The following is an 18,717-nucleotide window of genomic DNA, read 5'->3' on the forward strand; positions in this document are numbered from 1 at the left end:
AGTTCCTCCCCAAAGTTGTTACGAATTTTGTATTTGTTCAATCTCTAGATCTGTAAGTCTTTCTCTCCACACATTCGCACCAAGCCCGTTTAGCTTCTCTTCTAATTGAGAGTAGCCGCGGTCAATATGCTCTAGACCTGTGATTTCGGTAATTCCTCTTGCCATTAAACCAGCTGCAACTAAAGCTGCACCTGCCCGCAAATCACTCGCCTTCACTTTTGCACCTTGCAGCTGAGTCGCTCCGGTAATAATCGCCGAACGACCTTCCACTTTAACGTTCGCTCCCATTCGACGCAGCTCGTCAATATGTTTAAAGCGAGATGAGTAAATCGTATCCGTCACCACGCTTGTCCCATTTGCTTTCGTTAAAAGAGAGGTGAACGGCTGCTGTAAATCGGTCGGAAAACCTGGATAGACAAGCGTTTTAATATCAACAGGCTTTAATTCCTTTTGCCCACCAACGATGTAGATTTGATCATCGCTTGTTTCCACATGTATTCCCATTTCACGAAGCTTTGCAATCAGTGATTCTAAATGAAGTGGAATGACGTTATCGACAATCAATTCCTTCGCCATGGAAGCCCCAATAATCATGTACGTTCCCGCTTCAATACGATCTGGAATAATGGAATGACGACAGCCATGTAGTTCCTCTACTCCATCGATGCGAATGACGTCCGTACCAGCTCCTTTAATTTTGGCACCCATGCTCGTTAAAAGAGTCGCAACATCAATAATTTCAGGTTCTTTCGCCGCATTTTCAATAATCGTACGACCTTTAGCCAATACAGCGGCTAACATAATATTAATGGTAGCTCCTACGCTAACTACGTCTAAATAAATACGCGCTCCTTTTAATTCGTCTGCACGTAAATAAATAGCCCCTTGCTCGTTCGTAACTTTGGCACCTAATGCTTCAAAACCTTTAATATGCTGATCAATTGGACGAGGTCCGAGATGGCAACCACCCGGTAATCCAATGACAGCTTTTTTAAATCGACCGAGCATCGCCCCCATTAAATAATAAGAGGCACGTAATTTTTTCACTTTTCCATTTGGCAGTGGCATCGAAATCATCTTGGAAGGGTCCACGCTAATGTTGTTTCCTTCATACGACACCGTTCCACCAATCTCTTCTAGTAAATCGCCTAAAATTCGTACATCTGAAATATCCGGTAAACCTTCAATCGTAACCGGTGATTGAGCTAAAATGGTCGCAGGGATTAAGGCCACTGCACTGTTTTTTGCTCCGCTAATTCTTACTGTACCTTTTAACGGATAACCACCTTCTACTTTTAACTTTTCCATGGTAGTCTCCCTTCTTCTGTCAGAGCTTACTAAAGAAAATGAGCGCAATCTTTTCTTTAATAAACTTTGCTGTAGTTGAGGAAAAAATTGATTGATGCCGAGCCACCTATTGATTACGTCAATATTTATGAGTAGCAACGACAATTATCGGGGAACTTTAGTAGAAATTACCCTTTTAAAAAATAATTTCCATTAACGAATCGAACCATACTCCCGAATTCAAATATTTCCTACTTTTAAGGTTAAAGGAATGGATTGTTCCTAGTAAATACAGGAACAATCCACTTATGCCTCTATATTATTGATTTGCTTTGTTCCAGTCAGCTAAAAACTTTTCGATTCCTTGGTCTGTTAATGGATGCTTAAACAACTGCAATAAAACGTTATATGGAATTGTCGCAATATCTGCACCACGAAGTGCTGCTTCTGTCACATGTTGAGGATGACGAATAGATGCTGCGATAATTTGTGTTTCAATGCCGTGAATATCGAACATCTCAGCAATTTCTGAAATTAAATTTAAACCGTTGTGTCCAATGTCATCAAGACGTCCTAAGAATGGTGAAACGTACGTTGCTCCCGCACGAGCTGCAAGTAAAGCTTGGTTTGCACTAAAGATTAATGTGACATTTGTTTTAATGCCTTTTTCAGAGAACGTTTTAACCGCTTTTAAGCCATCTGGCGTCATTGGAACTTTAATCGTAATGTTCGGAGCAATTTTCGCTAACTCTAAACCTTCCTCAATCATTTCTTCCGCTTTCGTTGAAATGACTTCTGCACTAACAGAGCCCGGTACAACTTCCGTAATTTCACGTAAACGATCGTGGAACGAAACCTTTTCTTTGGCTACAAGACTTGGGTTCGTTGTCACTCCAGCTAAAACGCCGAGAGCTTGTGCTTCTTTAATTTCGTTAATGTTTGCAGTATCGATGAAAAACAACATGAAAAAATGCCTCCTAATTTTCAGAAATGTGATCGCTTTCTTTATGACATGAAAGGAAACCGCTATTTGTTTGTTTCAACAGTTTAGCGGCTCCAATCCTGAATTATAGTCGATTATTCAGCTTTACCAGAAGAACCGAACTCACGCATTTTACCTTTAACAGTCTCTTTGATCGCTTCACGAGCAGGACCTAGGTATTTACGTGGATCATATAATTCTGGGCTTTCTGCAAGTACTTCACGTACGCGTTTAGCAGAAGCAATTTGGTTCTCTGTGTTAACGTTGATTTTTGCTGTACCTAAAGAAATCGCTTTTTGGATATCTTTTGTCGGGATACCTGTACCACCATGTAATACAAGAGGTACACCCGTACGCTTGTTGATTTCTTCCATTTCAGCAAAACCTAAGTTTGGCTCACCTTTGTAAGGACCGTGTACAGAACCTAATGCTGGCGCTAAGCAGTCAATGCCCGTGCGTTTTACAAGCTCTTCACACTCATCTGGGTTCGCATAAATAACACCGTCTGCTACAACGTCATCTTCTTGACCACCAACAACGCCTAGCTCTGCTTCTACAGATACACCGTGGAAATGAGCTAATTCTACAACTTTTGCAGTTGTTTCAACGTTTTCTTCAAATGGATGGTGAGAAGCATCGATCATTACAGATGTGAAACCAGCATGAATTGCTTTCGCACAAGACTCGAAGCTTGAACCATGATCTAAATGAATCGCCACAGGAACAGTAACTTTGTACTCTTCCATAAGTGCTTTAACCATGCTCACTACTGTTTTAAATCCACCCATGTAGCGACCTGCACCTTCAGAAACCCCTAAAATAACCGGAGACTTTTCTTCTTCTGCTGCTTGTAAGATAGCTTGAGTGAATTCTAAGTTGTTTAAATTGAACTGACCTACTGCATAGCCGTTGTCACGTGCTTTGTTCAGCATTTCTGTCATTGAAACTAAAGGCATGACAATAAAATCCTCCTTATGTAGCCAAATTTACATATCGAAAAGCTAGTCTAATATAGGCTTGACCAGAACGAACAAATGTATGTATATCTGGTTTTGCTTTTCACATACATAAGAATACCAACTAATGTGAAATTCGGCAACTTATCTGATGGATTCTATCAATTGGATTTAATAGGTAAATGTTTCCTTACTTCCTCTCGAATATCGTCAATGTCAAATGGTTTAGCAAAATGGGATAGCGCTCCTAAGTCCTTTGCTTCTTGAATCATATCAAGCTCACCATAAGCCGTCATGATAATGACACGAATATCCGGATTTACAACCTTCATTCTTTTTAAAATTTCGATTCCGTCCATTCCAGGAATTTTCATATCAAGCAAGACTAAATCGGGAGCATTCTTTTCCAAAATGTCTAATGCTTGAAAGCCGCTCGCTGCTTGATACGTTTTATATCCTTCTTTTTGAAATACTTCACTTAAAAGAATACGAATCCCGTATTGATCATCAACAATTAAAATTTTCCCTTCCATTCTTCACACCTCTTTTATTTTATTTCAACAGATGATAGTCCTCTATTAAGAGGTGCTATCAAACTCTTTACCTTTCATTCAATCGATACTCACATTATACCTTACTCGTTTACATATTCTTGTTTCTATCCTATATTCCTTCACATCGATAGACAACTTTTGTCGACAATTTTTGCTATCCCTATTCGTTCAAGCTATAATATGTACGATGTAAAAATCGATTGATTTATGTCTTTAATAACTTTCAATAGTATTTCAATATAAGGAGTTACTTGAACTATGCTCAAAATTTTCACAACGCAATTATCTGGTTTTCTTAACCGTCTGTACGAAAATGCAGAATTTGAAATGGAAGATGGAGCGCGCCTTCTTGCGCAAGCAGCCATTGGAGAAGGGAGCATCTTCATTTATGGTGCGCATGAATTGGAAGGAGTTGTAGCGGAAGCTCTTTCTGGTGCGGAGCCTATGCCTTCAGCGAAAAAGCTCACCAATATTCATGAGGTAACAAGCGCCGATCGTGTTCTTCTATTTAGCCGTTTTTCACATGACGAAGATGCGGTTGAACTTGCAAAGCAATTAGAGGAAAAAGGAATCCCAACTGTCGCCGTTTCGGCGATTGCCCAAGAGGAAGAAGGATTGCAATCGGTTGTGGATGTCCACATCAACACTAATTTGAAGAAGCCGCTCGTACCAACAGAAGACGGTGAACGAATTGGCTTTCCATCGTTAATGTTATCAGTGTACGTCTACCACTGCCTCTCCCTCACGTTACACGAGATCTTAAGTGAATATTAATCGGTCGAAACGAGAGCCTTCATTGAGGCTCTCGTTTTCTCTTTTGATTCGAATTTGGTATTCATCACTTTTGTAGGTTTATTCATCAATTCCGCCGAGTTATTCATCACTTTCACGACTTTATCCATCACTTCCACTAGAGTTATTCATCACTTTCGCGAGTTTATCCATCATTTTCGCCAGGTTATTCATCACTTTCACGACTTTATCCATCACTTCCCTCTTAACTAAGAAAAGCGCAAAGCGCAAGTCCTTAGGCGAAGGGCGCTGGAGGACCTGCGAGGAGGCTTCCGTCGCCACAGCAGGGCCGAAGCGACCCGAGCCGATGGCGCTTGGAGCTAGACATCAAAAAACTGTAAAGAGAATACTTTAATACTTTATTGAACTTAAACTTTCTTTAACGAAAAAAGGACCTGCCTTTTAGCAAGTCCTTTTTAACAAGTTACTATTGGTTGTTTTTAAGTGTCGCTTCTACGAAGTCACGGAATAATGGTTGCGGTCTCGTTGGGCGTGAAGTGAATTCCGGATGGAACTGAGATGCAACAAACCATGGGTGATCTTTCACCTCTACGATTTCCACTAAACGACCGTCTGGGCTTGTACCAGAGAAGACGAAACCTGCCTCTTCCATTTGTTGACGGAATTCGTTATTGAATTCGTAACGATGGCGATGACGCTCGTATACGACTTCATCTTTGTACGCTTCGTATGCTAATGAATCTTTCGTTAGCTTACAAGGATATAATCCTAAGCGTAACGTTCCGCCTAAATCTTCCACATCTTTTTGCTCTGGAAGTAAATCGATGATTGGGTATTTCGTAGTTGGGTCGATTTCCGCTGAGTGCGCACCTTCTAGTCCTAATACATGGCGAGCGAATTCAATCGAAGCAACTTGCATTCCTAAACAAATACCAAGGAACGGAACTTTTTGTTCACGCGCGTATTTTGTTGCGATAATTTTCCCTTCAACACCACGGTCACCGAACCCACCTGGTACGAGAACGCCGTCTACATCTTTTAATAATTCATTTACGTTATCACTTGTTACGTGCTCTGCATTAATCCAGCTAATTTCTACATCTGCATCGAATGCATATCCTGCATGACGAAGAGCTTCAACTACGGAGATATACGCATCTTGTAATTCAACATATTTACCAACAAGAGCGATACGCGTATTCTTGGAAAGGTTGCGCACTTTATTTACAAGCTCTTTCCATTCTTTCATATCCGCTTCGCCACAGCTTAATTGTAGGTGTTCACAAACGATTTGATCTAAATTCTGTTCTTGAAGCGCTAATGGTACGCTGTATAACGTGTCAGCATCGCGTGCTTCAATGACTGCTTTAGAATCGATGTCACAGAATAGCGCAATTTTATCCTTCATCTCTTGAGAAATCGGCATTTCCGTACGAACGACGATGACATCTGGTTGAATACCTAATGAACGCAATTCTTTTACACTATGTTGTGTCGGCTTTGTCTTCATTTCGCCAGCCGCTTTAATATAAGGAACTAATGTACAGTGAAGATACATTACGTTGTGACGACCTACATCGCTTTTAATTTGACGAATCGCCTCTAAAAATGGCAATGACTCGATGTCGCCCACAGTACCACCAATTTCCGTGATGACTACATCAGCACCTGTCTCTTTACCTGCACGGAATACTTTATCTTTAATTTCGTTTGTAATATGTGGGATAACCTGAACCGTTCCACCTAAATAATCGCCACGGCGTTCTTTCTTTAATACTGTTGAATAAATTTTACCAGTCGTCACGTTGCTGTACTTATTTAAATTAATGTCGATAAAGCGCTCGTAGTGACCTAAGTCTAAGTCCGTTTCTGCCCCATCGTCCGTTACGAATACTTCACCGTGTTGGTACGGACTCATCGTTCCTGGGTCAACGTTAATGTACGGGTCAAATTTTTGAATCGTAACATTTAGGCCACGATTTTTTAATAAGCGCCCTAATGAAGCTGCCGTAATCCCTTTTCCTAATGAGGATACAACCCCACCTGTAACAAAAATATACTTTGTCATGTAAATACCCCTCCAGTTGCAATCTACCATTAATTTGTACTAAAAAAAGAAATTTAACGAGCAAAATGCCCATGCCAACAAATTTTCTATGGGGAGCCGTATCCATTTTGGTGCTAAAAATAAGAAATGCACAATGACTACTTGTCACCATGCAGTTTTCTCGTTCTTCCTAAAATAAATAAAGCTCCCTTTCACACTGGAAAGGGAGCTAATTATATACACGACCTTTTTTAAAGAGCCCAAATAAAATACTAATGGGGATAAGATTGAAAGTCAACCCTAACTTTCGTAGACGAGATTACTCTTCGTCTTCAACATCTAAATCATCGTCTAATTCTTCTTCGTCTTCATCTAAATCGTATTCATCTTCGATTACTTCATCATCATCGCCATCGAAGTCTTCGTCTTCTTCGAAATCATCGTCGTCCTCTTCGTAGTCATCGAGGTCATCAAAATCGATTTCTTCTTCTTCAAGATCATCTAAATCATCAAGATCTAAATCATCGCTTACTTTCTTTACTTTTTTCTTCTTCGACTTCATCACAGGTTGTGTTTCTTCGTCGATTTGATCGTATGGATACCAGCTGCGTAATCCCCAGCTGTTTTCCCCAATACAAATAAAGCGGCCATCTATATTAAGATCTGTGTAGAATTGCGCAATGCGCTCTTCAACGTCTGATTGTGTAAGTTCAAGTAAGCGAGTCATTTCGTCCATTAATTCTTTGAACGGAATCGCTTGTCGTTTTTCTGAAAGAATAAGGAAAGCGACTTCTACCATAGACATTTCTTTCAGTTGTTCTGGCGAATATTGCGTTAAATTCAAGGCCTGGCACTCCTTTTCTTAAAAAATATTTCATCTATTAATCATGTTGAAAGGATTCCCTTTGAAAATGTAACTACGCGGATTTTATTCATTAGCGAAAAGCTTTATGCCTATGTATCCTCGCGCAAATCTTAACACGGAATCCCTTTTATGACTATTGTTAGCATACCTATCATTATAAACAATATTAACAGCTTTATGCCACATTATCTTCGTAAAAATACAAATTCCCCTTAAAAAAGTCGCCTTCCATTTCCTTTTCGCATTCTGGTGCATCTAAATAGTACGTAACAACCTGAAAAAAAGAGAAAAGGCGAAGTCGCCCTTTCCCTACCCTTACATATTGCGACGGTATTGTCCTCCCACTTCGTATAAAGCTCTCGTTATCTGTCCGAGACTTGCGACTTTTACCGTCTCCATTAATTCAGCAAAGATGTTTCCGCCTGAAACAGCCGCATGTTTCAATCGATTGAGGGCATCCTCAACCACTTGTTCATGCTTTTGGTGGAATGCTTGTAAATTATGAATCTGTAATTCTTTTTCTTCTTTCGACGCACGCGCTAATTCCATATTGTCAATGTCTTCTTCACTCGGCGGGTTCGGGTTCAAGTATGTGTTTACCCCAATGATCGGTAATTCCCCTGTATGCTTCTTCATTTCATAGTACATCGATTCATCTTGGATTTTACCGCGTTGATATTGGGACTCCATCGCTCCAAGAACACCGCCACGCTCATTAATTCGGTCAAACTCCTTTAATACAGCTTCTTCTACTAAATCGGTTAACTCCTCTATGATAAAGGAGCCTTGAAGCGGATTTTCATTTTTCGTTAACCCGTGTTCCTTCGTAATAATCATCTGAATCGCCATTGCACGACGTACGGATTCTTCCGTTGGTGTCGTAATCGCTTCATCGTAGGCATTCGTATGAAGCGAGTTGCAGTTATCATGTAACGCCATTAACGCTTGAAGGGTCGTACGGATATCGTTGAAGTCGATTTCTTGTGCGTGCAAGGATCGACCTGACGTTTGTACATGGTACTTCAACTTCTGGCTTCGCTCATTGGCCCCGTATTTATCGCGCATAACGGTTGCCCAAATACGGCGAGCCACACGACCAATGACCGTATACTCTGGGTCGAGACCGTTGCTAAAGAAGAAGGATAAATTCGGTGCAAAGTCATCGATATGCATACCGCGACTTAAATAATATTCGACATACGTAAATCCATTGGCTAACGTAAAAGCTAGCTGGGAAATCGGGTTAGCTCCTGCCTCCGCAATATGATAGCCAGAAATGGATACAGAATAATAGTTGCGCACTTTGTTTTCAATAAAGTACTCTTGAATATCTCCCATCATACGAAGAGCAAATTCAGTTGAGAAGATGCACGTATTTTGCCCTTGATCTTCTTTTAAAATGTCTGCTTGAACTGTTCCACGAACCGTTTGTAAGGTTTGTTTTTTAACGTCTTCGTATTCTTCTTTTGTTAAGGAGCGGCCTAGTTCAGCTTCTTTTTTCTCTACTTGTTGATCGACCGCTGTATTCATAAACATTGCTAAAATGATTGGCGCAGGACCATTAATTGTCATAGAAACAGATGTAGTTGGGGCACATAAATCAAAGCCTTTGTATAGCTTTTTCATGTCATCTAACGTACAAACATTGACGCCGCTTTCCCCGATTTTTCCGAAAATATCTGGACGATAATCTGGGTCCTCACCGTATAATGTGACAGAATCAAATGCAGTACTTAATCGTTTAGCCGTATCATCTTTTGATAAGTAATGGAAACGTTTATTCGTTCTCTCCGGTGTCCCTTCCCCAGCGAATTGACGTTTCGGATCTTCTCCTTCTCGCTTGAACGGGAATACGCCAGCTGTGTACGGGAACGACCCTGGAACGTTCTCACGGTATACCCATCGTAAGATTTCCCCATAATCCTTATATTTCGGTAAAATGACTTTTGGAATGATAGTTCCGGATAATGACTTTGTCGTTAACTTCGTTCGGATTTCTTTGCCACGAATCACGGTAACGAATTCGTCTTGTGCGTATTGGTGTTTTTTCTCTTCCCAAGTCGCTAAGATTTTCTTCGATTCAGGTGTTAATTTTTCCTCAAGGCCTTGTTTCATCGTTTCTAAAGACTGAATGAGTTCATCATGTTCGGCTGAATTTCGAAGTTCTTCTAACGTTCCTTCCACTTGGAATAATCGTCTTGCAATTTCTACTTGTTCGTTCGCTGTCTTGTGGTAATTTCTAACGGTGTCGGTGATTTCACGTAAGTAGTAACGTCTGTCTGGTGGAATGATAAGATTTTGTTTTTGTACATCTTTGACAGACGGAAGGGATGAAGACCAATCTTTGTTGGCTCTTTCATTAATAAGAGATAATAATGCGTTAAACAAGGTGTTCGTACCTGGATCGTTAAACTGACTTGCAATTGTTCCGTAAACTGGCATTTCATCGAGTTCTTTGTCAAACAGCATGTGACTTCTTTGATATTGTTTTTGAACTTGACGTTTCGCGTCTTCAGAACCTTTTTTCTCAAATTTATTGATGACAATTAAATCAGCAAAGTCGATCATATCAATTTTTTCTAACTGGGAAGGTGCGCCAAACTCACTAGTCATGACATACATGGCGATGTCACAAATATTGCGAATCTCTGCGTCCCCTTGCCCAATTCCACTTGTCTCGACAATAATCAAGTCATATTGAGCTGCTTTTACAACATCAATGGAGTCCTTGATGGCAAGGGATAATTCCGAGCGAGACTGACGCGTTGCCAAACTTCGCATGTACACGCGTTGATTAAAGATTGCGTTCATTCGAATACGGTCACCTAAAAGGGCACCACCAGTTTTTTGTTTCGTCGGGTCAATGGAAAGGACCGCAATATTAATGTCGGGAACTTCATTTAAAAAACGACGGATAAGTTCATCGGTGAGTGAGCTTTTCCCTGCTCCCCCTGTCCCTGTAATCCCGATAACTGGAGCTTTTGACGGCACTTCCTTTAGTTGAGTGAGCACTTGATCAACTGTGGCGGCCGCCTCATCATTCGCTAGCACTCTCGTCTCAGCCAACGTAATCAACTGAGCAACAGCCTTCACATCTCCTTGACGCACTTGCTCTAACGCTAACTTCGTATCTTTTACCGTCATAAAATCGCACTCTTCTAACATGACATTGATCATGCCTTGCAACCCGATTTTTCTACCGTCCTCTGGAGAGAAGATTCGGGCAATACCATAATCGTGGAGTTCCTTAATTTCCCTTGGAATAATAACTCCACCGCCACCACCATAAATGCGAATATGAGGTGCGCCTTTTTCTGTTAATAAGTCGTACATGTATTTAAAATATTCAACGTGTCCCCCTTGATAGGAAGATACAGCAATTCCTTGAACGTCTTCTTGAATAGCGGCATTCACAATCTCCTCAACTGAACGGTTATGACCTAAATGAATCACTTCCGCACCACTTGCTTGTAAAATTCGTCGCATAATATTAATCGAAGCATCATGTCCATCAAATAAACTAGATGCTGTTACGAAACGTACGGCATGCTTTGGTCGATAAATATGTGCCATATCCCATCCCCCTTGAATAATCAATGATGATTTAACAAATTCCTTTTAAAATCACATTCGTCTGTAAAACAATATATTCTTCTAACGAAAACATTTTGTGCAATGCCCACCGTCTAAACGCCCACATTTGACCTTGAACAAAAATATTATGGGCGACGAGGCGTTGCTCAGACTTCGTTAAATCAAATTCCCCTTTGTTTACACAACCTTCGATAATGGATTCAAACATTCCAACCATTTCTAACTCTTTTTTCAACACGTAAGGGAGCGCATCTTTTGATAATGATTTGACTTCTTGATACATGACGAGAACCTCATCTTGCATTTCATCGACGACTCGAAAATAATTGGCAATTGCTCGCTTTAAGCTGTCGACCGTACCTTGCTTCATATCCAACTCTTGTTCGAGGCGTTCCCTTACTTCGTCATAAATCGTGTCACAAACGAGATAAAGGACATCTTCTTTTTGCCTAATATATTCGTATAATGTCCCAATACTAAATCCTGCTGCTCTCGCAATCTCTCTCGTTGTCGTGCGGTGAAACCCCTTTTCTTTAAATAAACTCACCGCTCCTTTGACCATTTGCTCTCTACGCTTTTGAATTAATCGTTCATCCTTAACGGATGCAGGTACTGGTCGTTTCCCCATATTTCAACACCAACATTTCCTTATTTCGTTAACATTCTGGAAATAACAAGTCGTTGAATCTCTTGGGTGCCCTCATAGATTTGTGTAATTTTCGCATCTCTCATGAAACGCTCAACTGGATAATCTTTCGTATAACCATATCCACCAAATATTTGAACCGCTTCTGTCGTCACCTTCATCGCAATATCCCCTGCGTAAAGCTTCGACATTGCTGATTCTTTCCCGTAAGGTAAGCCTTCTGACTCAAGCCACGCTGCTTGATACGTTAAAAGACGAGCTGCTTCTACCTGTGTCGCCATATCCGCTAACTTGAAGCCAATACCTTGATTCGCTGCAATTGGTTTCCCGAATTGATGTCTCTCTTTTGCGTAGGCGACTGCCGCATCCAATGCCCCTTGCGCAATTCCAACCGCTTGCGCCGCAATCCCGTTACGTCCGCCATCGAGTGTCATCATCGCAATTTTAAAGCCTTGCCCTTCTTCACCTAGCAAGTTTTCCTTCGGTACTTTACAGTCTTCAAACACAATTTCTGTTGTCGGAGACGAACGAATCCCCAATTTCTTTTCTTTTTTCCCAACAGAGAATCCAGGGAAGTCTTTTTCAACGATGAAGGCACTTGTTCCTTTATGCTTCGATGTTGGATCTGTTAGCGCAAACACAACGTAATAATCGGCAATGCCTCCATTGGTGATGAAAATTTTGGACCCGTTTAAAATGTAATGATCCCCTTCAAGTCGAGCCGTCGTTTTCATAGCTCCAGCATCTGAGCCGGACCCAGGCTCTGTTAACCCATAGCCTCCAATCTTTTCACCTTGCGCCATCGGACGTAAATATTTTTGCTTCTGTTCTTCGGATCCAAATTTGTAAATCGGCCATCCTGCAAGCGAGGTATGTGCAGATAACGTTACTCCTGTTGAAGCACAAACACGTGAAAGCTCTTCAACCGCAATGACATAAGCTAAATAATCGCTTCCGATTCCTCCGTACTCTTCAGGCCACGGAATACCCGTTAAACCGAGCTCCGCCATTTGATGAAAAATATCCATATCAAAGCGTTCTTCTTCATCTCGCTCAGCTGCTGTAGGAGCTACTTCATTTTCGGCAAAGTCTCTCACCATTTTCCGTATCATTTCATGTTCTTCGCTTAATTTAAAGTTCATCCTTCCCATCCCCCATAATCGATTGTATGTAGAGCGCCTCATCAGCTGGCGCTCTTAACGTTTTACTTATTTCATCAGATGCTTACTAATGACGAGGCGCTGAATTTCACTTGTTCCTTCGTAAATTTGACAAACCTTTGCATCGCGGAAGAATCGTTCAACCGGATAATCCTTTGTATAGCCGTATCCTCCATATACTTGAATCGCTTCGGTTGAAACGTCCATCGCCGCTTGAGATGCGAAAAGCTTCGCCATTGACGCTTCTTTTCCACATGGAAGGCCATTTTGACGTAAGTAAGCAGCACGATACGTCAATAATTCAGCCGCTTCCACTTGTGTAGCCATATCCGCTAATTTGAAACCAATTCCTTGATTTGCCGCAATTGGTTTCCCGAACTGATGACGTTCTTTTGCATAGCTAATGGCATGTTCAAGCGCTGCTTGGGCAATTCCTAATGACTGAGCCGCGATTCCGATACGACCTACGTCCAAGTTAGCCATGGCAATTTTAAATCCTTCTCCTTCTTCACCGAGAAGATTTTCTTTCGGAACCATTGCGTCTTCGAACGTAATTTGAACCGTTCTTGATCCATGAAGACCCATTTTCTTTTCATCTTTACCAATGATGAAACCAGGTGTGTCTTTTTCGACAATAAAGGCAGATATTCCTTTGCTTCGTTCACCTTCACCTGTACGCGCAAACACGATATACGTATCGGCTTCGCCTCCATTTGTGATAAATACTTTCGAACCATTCAATCGGTAGTAATCCCCATCTAATACCGCTCGCGTCTTTAAGCTCGCTGCATCCGAACCGGCACTTGGTTCGGTTAAACAAAACGCTCCTAAATACTCACCTGAGGCAAGCTTTGGCACATATTTCTTCTTTTGCTCCTCAGTTCCGAAGTATAAAATTGGGTTCGTTCCAACAGAAGTATGAACCGATAAAATTACCCCAATGGTAGCGCTTACGCGAGAAAGCTCGTGAATCGCAATAATGTAAGACGTAAAATCCATTCCAGCGCCACCATACTTTTCTGGAATTGGAATCCCCATTAACCCTAGTTCACCCATTTTCTTTAATAGATGTCTAGGAAACTCGCCTTCTTCCATTCTTTCAATAAATGGTGCAATTTCGCTCTCAGCAAAATCACGGACCATTTTTCTCATCATTTCTTGTTCTTCTGTGAAGCGTAAATTCATGTCTCCCATCTCCTTCTATGATGTCGTTACTCGTATGTGTAGAATCCTTTTCCTGTTTTACGACCTAACCAACCTGCTTTTACGTATTTACGCAGTAATGGACATGGACGATATTTGTCGTCTCCAAATCCTTCGTGTAAAATTTCCATAATGTAAAGGCATGTATCTAAGCCGATAAAATCAGCTAGTGTTAGTGGACCCATTGGATGATTCATTCCAAGCTTCATAACTTCATCAACTGCTTCCGGTGTGGCAACCCCTTCATAAACTGTATAAATCGCTTCGTTAATCATGGGCATTAATACACGGTTGGACACAAATCCAGGGAAATCATTGACCTCTACCGGCACTTTATTTAATTTTTTCGTCATATCTTCAATAACAGAATACGTTTCATCTGTTGTTGCCAACCCGCGAATGATTTCGACTAACTTCATAACCGGCACCGGATTCATAAAGTGCATACCGATTACTTTTTCAGGTCGCTTCGTAGCTGCTGCAATTTCGGTAATTGGTAATGAAGAAGTATTAGAAGCTAATATGACATGATCCTTCGTAATTTCATCGAGTTGCTTAAAGATGTCTGTTTTAATGGCCATGTTTTCAACAGCCGCTTCAATACATAAGTCAACATCACTTGCATCCGCTAGATTCGTAGAAGGCTTTAGACGTGAAAGAATCTCACTTTTCTCTCCTTCTGTTAGACGCCCCTTTTCAACTTGTCGAGATAAATTTTTCGTAATAACTGCTAATCCTCGCTGTACAAATTCATCCTTCAAGTCATTCATGAGTACTTCATATCCGGCTTGGGCGCAAACTTGGGCAATACCAGAACCCATCTGCCCAGCACCTATGACCATCACTTTTTCTACCTTCATGTCTTCTCCATCCCCTTTTGCTTCGTGAAATATGATTGTATCCATTAAAACAATTGAGAACATCTAGTTCTCTCTTGTTTATACCAAATTGTAAACGTTTTCTGATTTAGGGGTACCAATAAGGGAAGCACTCCCCTATTGGCCTCCTTCTCTTACAAAGTCTCGTATTAAACTTGAACTAAGATGGCGTCTCCTTGACCTCCACCACTACAGATGGATGCAACACCAAGACCTCCACCACGACGTTTTAATTCGTAAATGAGCGTCATTAAAATTCGCGCACCACTTGCTCCGATTGGATGTCCTAACGCAACAGCTCCACCATTGACATTAATTTTCTCTGGATCAAGTCCTGCAAGCTGCTTACTCGCAAGGGCAACCGCAGCAAATGCTTCGTTAATTTCAAATAAATCAATCTCTTCGACTGTTTTCCCCGCTTTTCTGAGCAATTCATTAATCACAAGGCCAGGTGTTTTCGGGAAATCTTTTGCTTCAACCGCAATCGCTGTATGCGCTAAAATCGTTGCGAGCGGCGTCTTTCCTTCCTTTTGAGCGCGTTCTTCACTCATTAATACAAATGCCCCCGCACCATCATTAACGCCCGGTGCATTTCCAGCTGTGATCGTGCCGTCATGATTAAATACAGGTTTTAATTGAGACAGGCGTTCAAGAGAAGTATCTTTTCGCGGAGCCTCATCCACCTCAATAACCGTTATGTCACCTTTACGCCCTTTCATTTCAACCGAAACGATCTCTTCTTGTAATTTTCCGCTTTCAATGGCTTGAATCGCACGCTCATGACTTCTCAATGCCCATTGGTCTTGCTCTTCTCTAGAAATCTCTAATTCTTTTGCCGTTTCATTTCCGTACGTCCCCATATGAACACCTGTGAAGGAGCACGTTAATCCGTCGTGCACCATTGCATCTTTCACTTCAGCGTGCCCCATTCGTAAGCCCCATCTCGCCTTCGGAAGTAAGTATGGTGCATTGCTCATCGATTCCATTCCACCTGCGACGATGACTTCTTCATCTCCAGCGCGAATAATTTGATCAGCTAATGTGACACTTCGCAAACCAGATGCACAAACTTTATTTATCGTTTCCGTTTTGACATGCCAAGGAATACCCGCTTCTCTAGCTGCTTGACGCGATGGGATCTGCCCTTGTCCCCCTTGCAACACATTCCCTAAAATAACTTCATCAACTTCTTCTGGTGAAACCCCTGCCCGCTTTAACGCTTCCTTAATCGCAATGCCTCCCAATTGGGACGCCGTTAAGGAACTTAATCCTCCACCAAATCGACCAAAAGGTGTTCTAGCAGCGCTTACAATAACCGTTTTCCCCATCATTTTCTCCCCTTTTTTTCATAATGACCAACGACTGAACGCTCGCTCAACAACCATACAACTAACAACTGACAGACAATATAAAATATTCTGTATAAAAAACCAAATATCCTTCCACTATTTTATTTTTGGATCACTTCGCCTTATCGTTACCACTTAATCGTACGAGAGGCTGCTTTTAGCGAGCTTCGCCTAACTTTTAGTGCTAAGTATTTTTCAAGGAAGGATTGAAGGGCATATTTTATGCCATTCAATCCTCATAATATTAAGAAACAAGTTCTTTCGGCTGTTCACCAAATACAGATTTCTCTAGAAGCTCTGCTACATCGTACGTATGAACGTTTTCTTCTACTTCTTTCGCTTTCGTACCATCGCTTAACATTGTTAAACAGTACGGACAACCGGAACTGATGACGCTTGGGTTCACTGCTAAGGCTTGCTCCGTTCGCGCGACGTTAATGCGGCTTCCTGTATCTTCTTCCATCCACATTAATCCGCCACCTGCTCCACAGCACATTCCAGTATCACGATTTCGTTCCATTTCGACTAACTTAACACCTGGAATCGCTTTAAGGATCTCACGTGGTGGTTCATACACTTCGTTGTAGCGTCCTAAATAACAAGAATCATGGAACGTAATGGTTTCGTTCACTTCAAATTGAGGCTTTAATTTTCCTTCTTTAACAAGTTGATGTAGCAATTCAGTGTGATGATAGATTTCCGCTTCCAAACCGAAATCTGGATACTCATTTTTGAAAATATTATAAGCATGCGGGTCAATCGTGACGATTTTCTTCACACCTAATTTTTCAAACTCTGCAATGTTCTTTGTCGCTAAATCCTGGAATAAGAACTCATTTCCAAGACGACGAGGTGTATCTCCAGAGTTTTTCTCTTTATTTCCTAAGATTGCGAACTTAACACCCGCTTCATTTAATAATTTGGCAAAAGAAAGGGCAATTTTTTGGCTGCGATTATCGAATGATCCCATCGAACCAACCCAGAATAAATATTCAAATTCTTCCCCTTCTTTTTGTAACTCTTTAACCGTTGGTACATGGACGTCTTCACGAGCTTCACGCCATTTTTCTCGTTCGCGACGATTCAGTCCCCAAGGGTTCCCTTGACGTTCAATGTTTTGCATCGCACGCTGTGCATCGGCATCCATTTTACCTTCCGTTAACACGAGATAACGGCGTAAGTCGATAATTTTATCCACATGTTCATTCATGACTGGACATTGATCTTCACAATTTCGACATGTCGTACATGCCCAAATCTCTTCTTCAGTAATGACATCTCCAATTAAACTTGGATTATAGTCAATCGTTGCCGCAACTTCTTGTCCTCCTGCTGATGCAGCCATCGTTGCCAATTGGTTCCCTTTCGTGTGTGCAAAAGCAAACGTTGGAACCCAAGGCTGCTTAGATGTAACGACTGCACCTTTTTCTGTTAGATGGTCACGAAGCTTTACAATCAAGTCCATCGGTGAAAGGATTTTACCCGTCCCCGTTGCTGGACACATATTCGTACAACGACCACATTCTACGCAGGCGTACAAATCAATGAGCTGCGTCTGATTAAAGTCTTCAATTTTCCCTACACCAAATGTCTCTTGTGATTCATCTTCAAAATCAATTTTTTCAAGCTTTCCAGGGTTTGTTAAACGACTATAATACACATTGGCAGGACCGGCAATTAAGTGAGCGTGCTTCGATTGTGGAACGTAAACAAGGAATGTTAATAAAATGAGTAAATGCACCCACCAAGCGACGTAAAAAATGACGGCCGCACCCGTTTTGCCAACAAAACCTAATAAAAAGGCAAAGGACGAGGCGATTGGCTCACTCCATGTTAAGCTGTGATCGTGCCAAATGATGTTCATACCATTTCCTAATAAAACAGAAAGCATAAGTCCGCCGATAAAGATTAAAACGAGACCCGATTTGAATCCTCTTTTCAAACGAACAAGCTTTTCAATATAACGACGATAAAAGGCTACTACGACTGCTACTAGAATGAAAAATGTGACGATTTCTTGGAAAAATGTAAATAATGGATAGAGAGGACCAAGTGGTAGATGAGTGTCTGGGACGATTCCTTTTAGAATAAAATCAAGTGCACCGAATTGAACAAGAATGAAACCGTAAAAGAATACGACATGGACCCAGCCCATCTTTTTATCTTTTAATAATTTTTTCTGTCCGAAAACATTTACTTTAACTCTTTCTAAACGTTCTTTCACTTTTCCATCAAACTCGGCTTTTTTCCCGAGTTTTATATAGGCGATTCGCGTCTTAATTAAGTATACAAACAACGAAACCCCGTAAGCGGTTACAATTAAGAACGCAATGAAATTCACCCATAATAGTGTATTCATAATACTCCCCCATTCCCCCTGTTGTCACGAAAATTCGTAACCGATAAAATTTTCTGATGTTTCTTACTTCTATTATATTATGAA

At 41.2% G+C, this 18,717-nt stretch carries 15 protein-coding genes; 1 reads left to right on the top strand and 14 read right to left on the bottom strand.

The features are described from left to right. Positions 1 to 18 precede the first annotated feature (18 nt). The 4 genes from ML543_RS09465 to ML543_RS09480 all read right to left on the bottom strand — a co-directional run bounded on the left by ML543_RS09465 (position 19) and on the right by ML543_RS09480 (position 3,758). Positions 19 to 1,308 carry a UDP-N-acetylglucosamine 1-carboxyvinyltransferase gene (locus ML543_RS09465; protein ID WP_243387108.1) on the bottom strand — a complete coding sequence of 430 codons (1,290 nt, stop codon included), beginning with the start codon at positions 1,306 to 1,308 and terminating at the stop codon, positions 19 to 21. A 298-nt stretch (positions 1,309 to 1,606) separates the two neighbouring features. Further along, positions 1,607 to 2,251 carry a fructose-6-phosphate aldolase gene (fsa, locus tag ML543_RS09470; RefSeq protein ID WP_243387109.1) on the bottom strand — a complete coding sequence of 215 codons (645 nt, stop codon included), beginning with the start codon at positions 2,249 to 2,251 and terminating at the stop codon, positions 1,607 to 1,609. Between the two features lie 113 nt (positions 2,252 to 2,364). After that, positions 2,365 to 3,225, bottom strand: coding sequence for a class II fructose-bisphosphate aldolase (locus ML543_RS09475; protein WP_243387111.1), 861 nt, complete (start codon positions 3,223 to 3,225; stop codon positions 2,365 to 2,367). Between the two features lie 161 nt (positions 3,226 to 3,386). Continuing rightward, entirely contained in the window at positions 3,387 to 3,758 is a 372-nt protein-coding gene (locus tag ML543_RS09480; RefSeq protein WP_243387114.1) for a response regulator, read from the bottom strand. Positions 3,759 to 4,037: 279 nt separating this feature from the next. Between ML543_RS09480 and ML543_RS09485 the strand changes: the two genes are divergently transcribed. Then, a complete protein-coding gene (locus ML543_RS09485) occupies positions 4,038 to 4,553 on the top strand; it encodes a DUF2529 domain-containing protein (RefSeq protein WP_243387116.1) in 516 nt (171 codons plus the stop codon). Here ML543_RS09485 and ML543_RS16930 read toward each other — a convergent pair. From ML543_RS16930 to ML543_RS09530, 10 genes are all read right to left on the bottom strand, one after another. After that, complete coding sequence (locus ML543_RS16930) at positions 4,550 to 4,681, bottom strand: hypothetical protein (RefSeq protein ID WP_279326627.1); 132 nt, start codon at positions 4,679 to 4,681, stop codon at positions 4,550 to 4,552. The genes ML543_RS09485 and ML543_RS16930 overlap by 4 nt on opposite strands. Before the next feature lie 317 nt (positions 4,682 to 4,998). After that, the gene (locus ML543_RS09490) at positions 4,999 to 6,600 is read right to left on the bottom strand and encodes a CTP synthase (protein WP_243387117.1); all 1,602 of its coding nucleotides are present in this window, start codon (positions 6,598 to 6,600) and stop codon (positions 4,999 to 5,001) included. A 298-nt stretch (positions 6,601 to 6,898) separates the two neighbouring features. Beyond that, positions 6,899 to 7,423 carry a DNA-directed RNA polymerase subunit delta gene (rpoE, locus tag ML543_RS09495; RefSeq protein WP_243387118.1) on the bottom strand — a complete coding sequence of 175 codons (525 nt, stop codon included), beginning with the start codon at positions 7,421 to 7,423 and terminating at the stop codon, positions 6,899 to 6,901. A 336-nt stretch (positions 7,424 to 7,759) separates the two neighbouring features. After that, on the bottom strand, positions 7,760 to 11,017 hold the full coding sequence (gene icmF / locus ML543_RS09500) for a fused isobutyryl-CoA mutase/GTPase IcmF (RefSeq protein ID WP_243387119.1): 3,258 nt from the start codon (positions 11,015 to 11,017) through the stop codon (positions 7,760 to 7,762). A gap of 31 nt (positions 11,018 to 11,048) precedes the next feature. Beyond that, on the bottom strand, positions 11,049 to 11,666 hold the full coding sequence (locus tag ML543_RS09505; protein WP_243387120.1) for a TetR/AcrR family transcriptional regulator: 618 nt from the start codon (positions 11,664 to 11,666) through the stop codon (positions 11,049 to 11,051). Between the two features lie 20 nt (positions 11,667 to 11,686). Next, positions 11,687 to 12,826, bottom strand: coding sequence for an acyl-CoA dehydrogenase (locus tag ML543_RS09510; RefSeq protein WP_243387121.1), 1,140 nt, complete (start codon positions 12,824 to 12,826; stop codon positions 11,687 to 11,689). A gap of 66 nt (positions 12,827 to 12,892) precedes the next feature. Continuing rightward, positions 12,893 to 14,029 (bottom strand): acyl-CoA dehydrogenase, encoded by a 1,137-nt coding sequence (locus tag ML543_RS09515; protein WP_243387122.1) that lies wholly within the window; start codon positions 14,027 to 14,029, stop codon positions 12,893 to 12,895. Between the two features lie 26 nt (positions 14,030 to 14,055). Next, positions 14,056 to 14,907, bottom strand: coding sequence for a 3-hydroxybutyryl-CoA dehydrogenase (locus ML543_RS09520; protein WP_243387244.1), 852 nt, complete (start codon positions 14,905 to 14,907; stop codon positions 14,056 to 14,058). A 167-nt stretch (positions 14,908 to 15,074) separates the two neighbouring features. After that, entirely contained in the window at positions 15,075 to 16,253 is a 1,179-nt protein-coding gene (locus tag ML543_RS09525) for an acetyl-CoA C-acetyltransferase (protein ID WP_243387245.1), read from the bottom strand. Positions 16,254 to 16,518: 265 nt separating this feature from the next. Continuing rightward, positions 16,519 to 18,633, bottom strand: coding sequence for a (Fe-S)-binding protein (locus ML543_RS09530; protein ID WP_243387123.1), 2,115 nt, complete (start codon positions 18,631 to 18,633; stop codon positions 16,519 to 16,521). Positions 18,634 to 18,717 lie beyond the last annotated feature (84 nt).

This window comes from Bacillus kexueae, from assembly GCF_022809095.1.
GTDB classification, from domain to species: Bacteria; Bacillota; Bacilli; order Bacillales; family Aeribacillaceae; genus Bacillus_BZ; species Bacillus_BZ kexueae.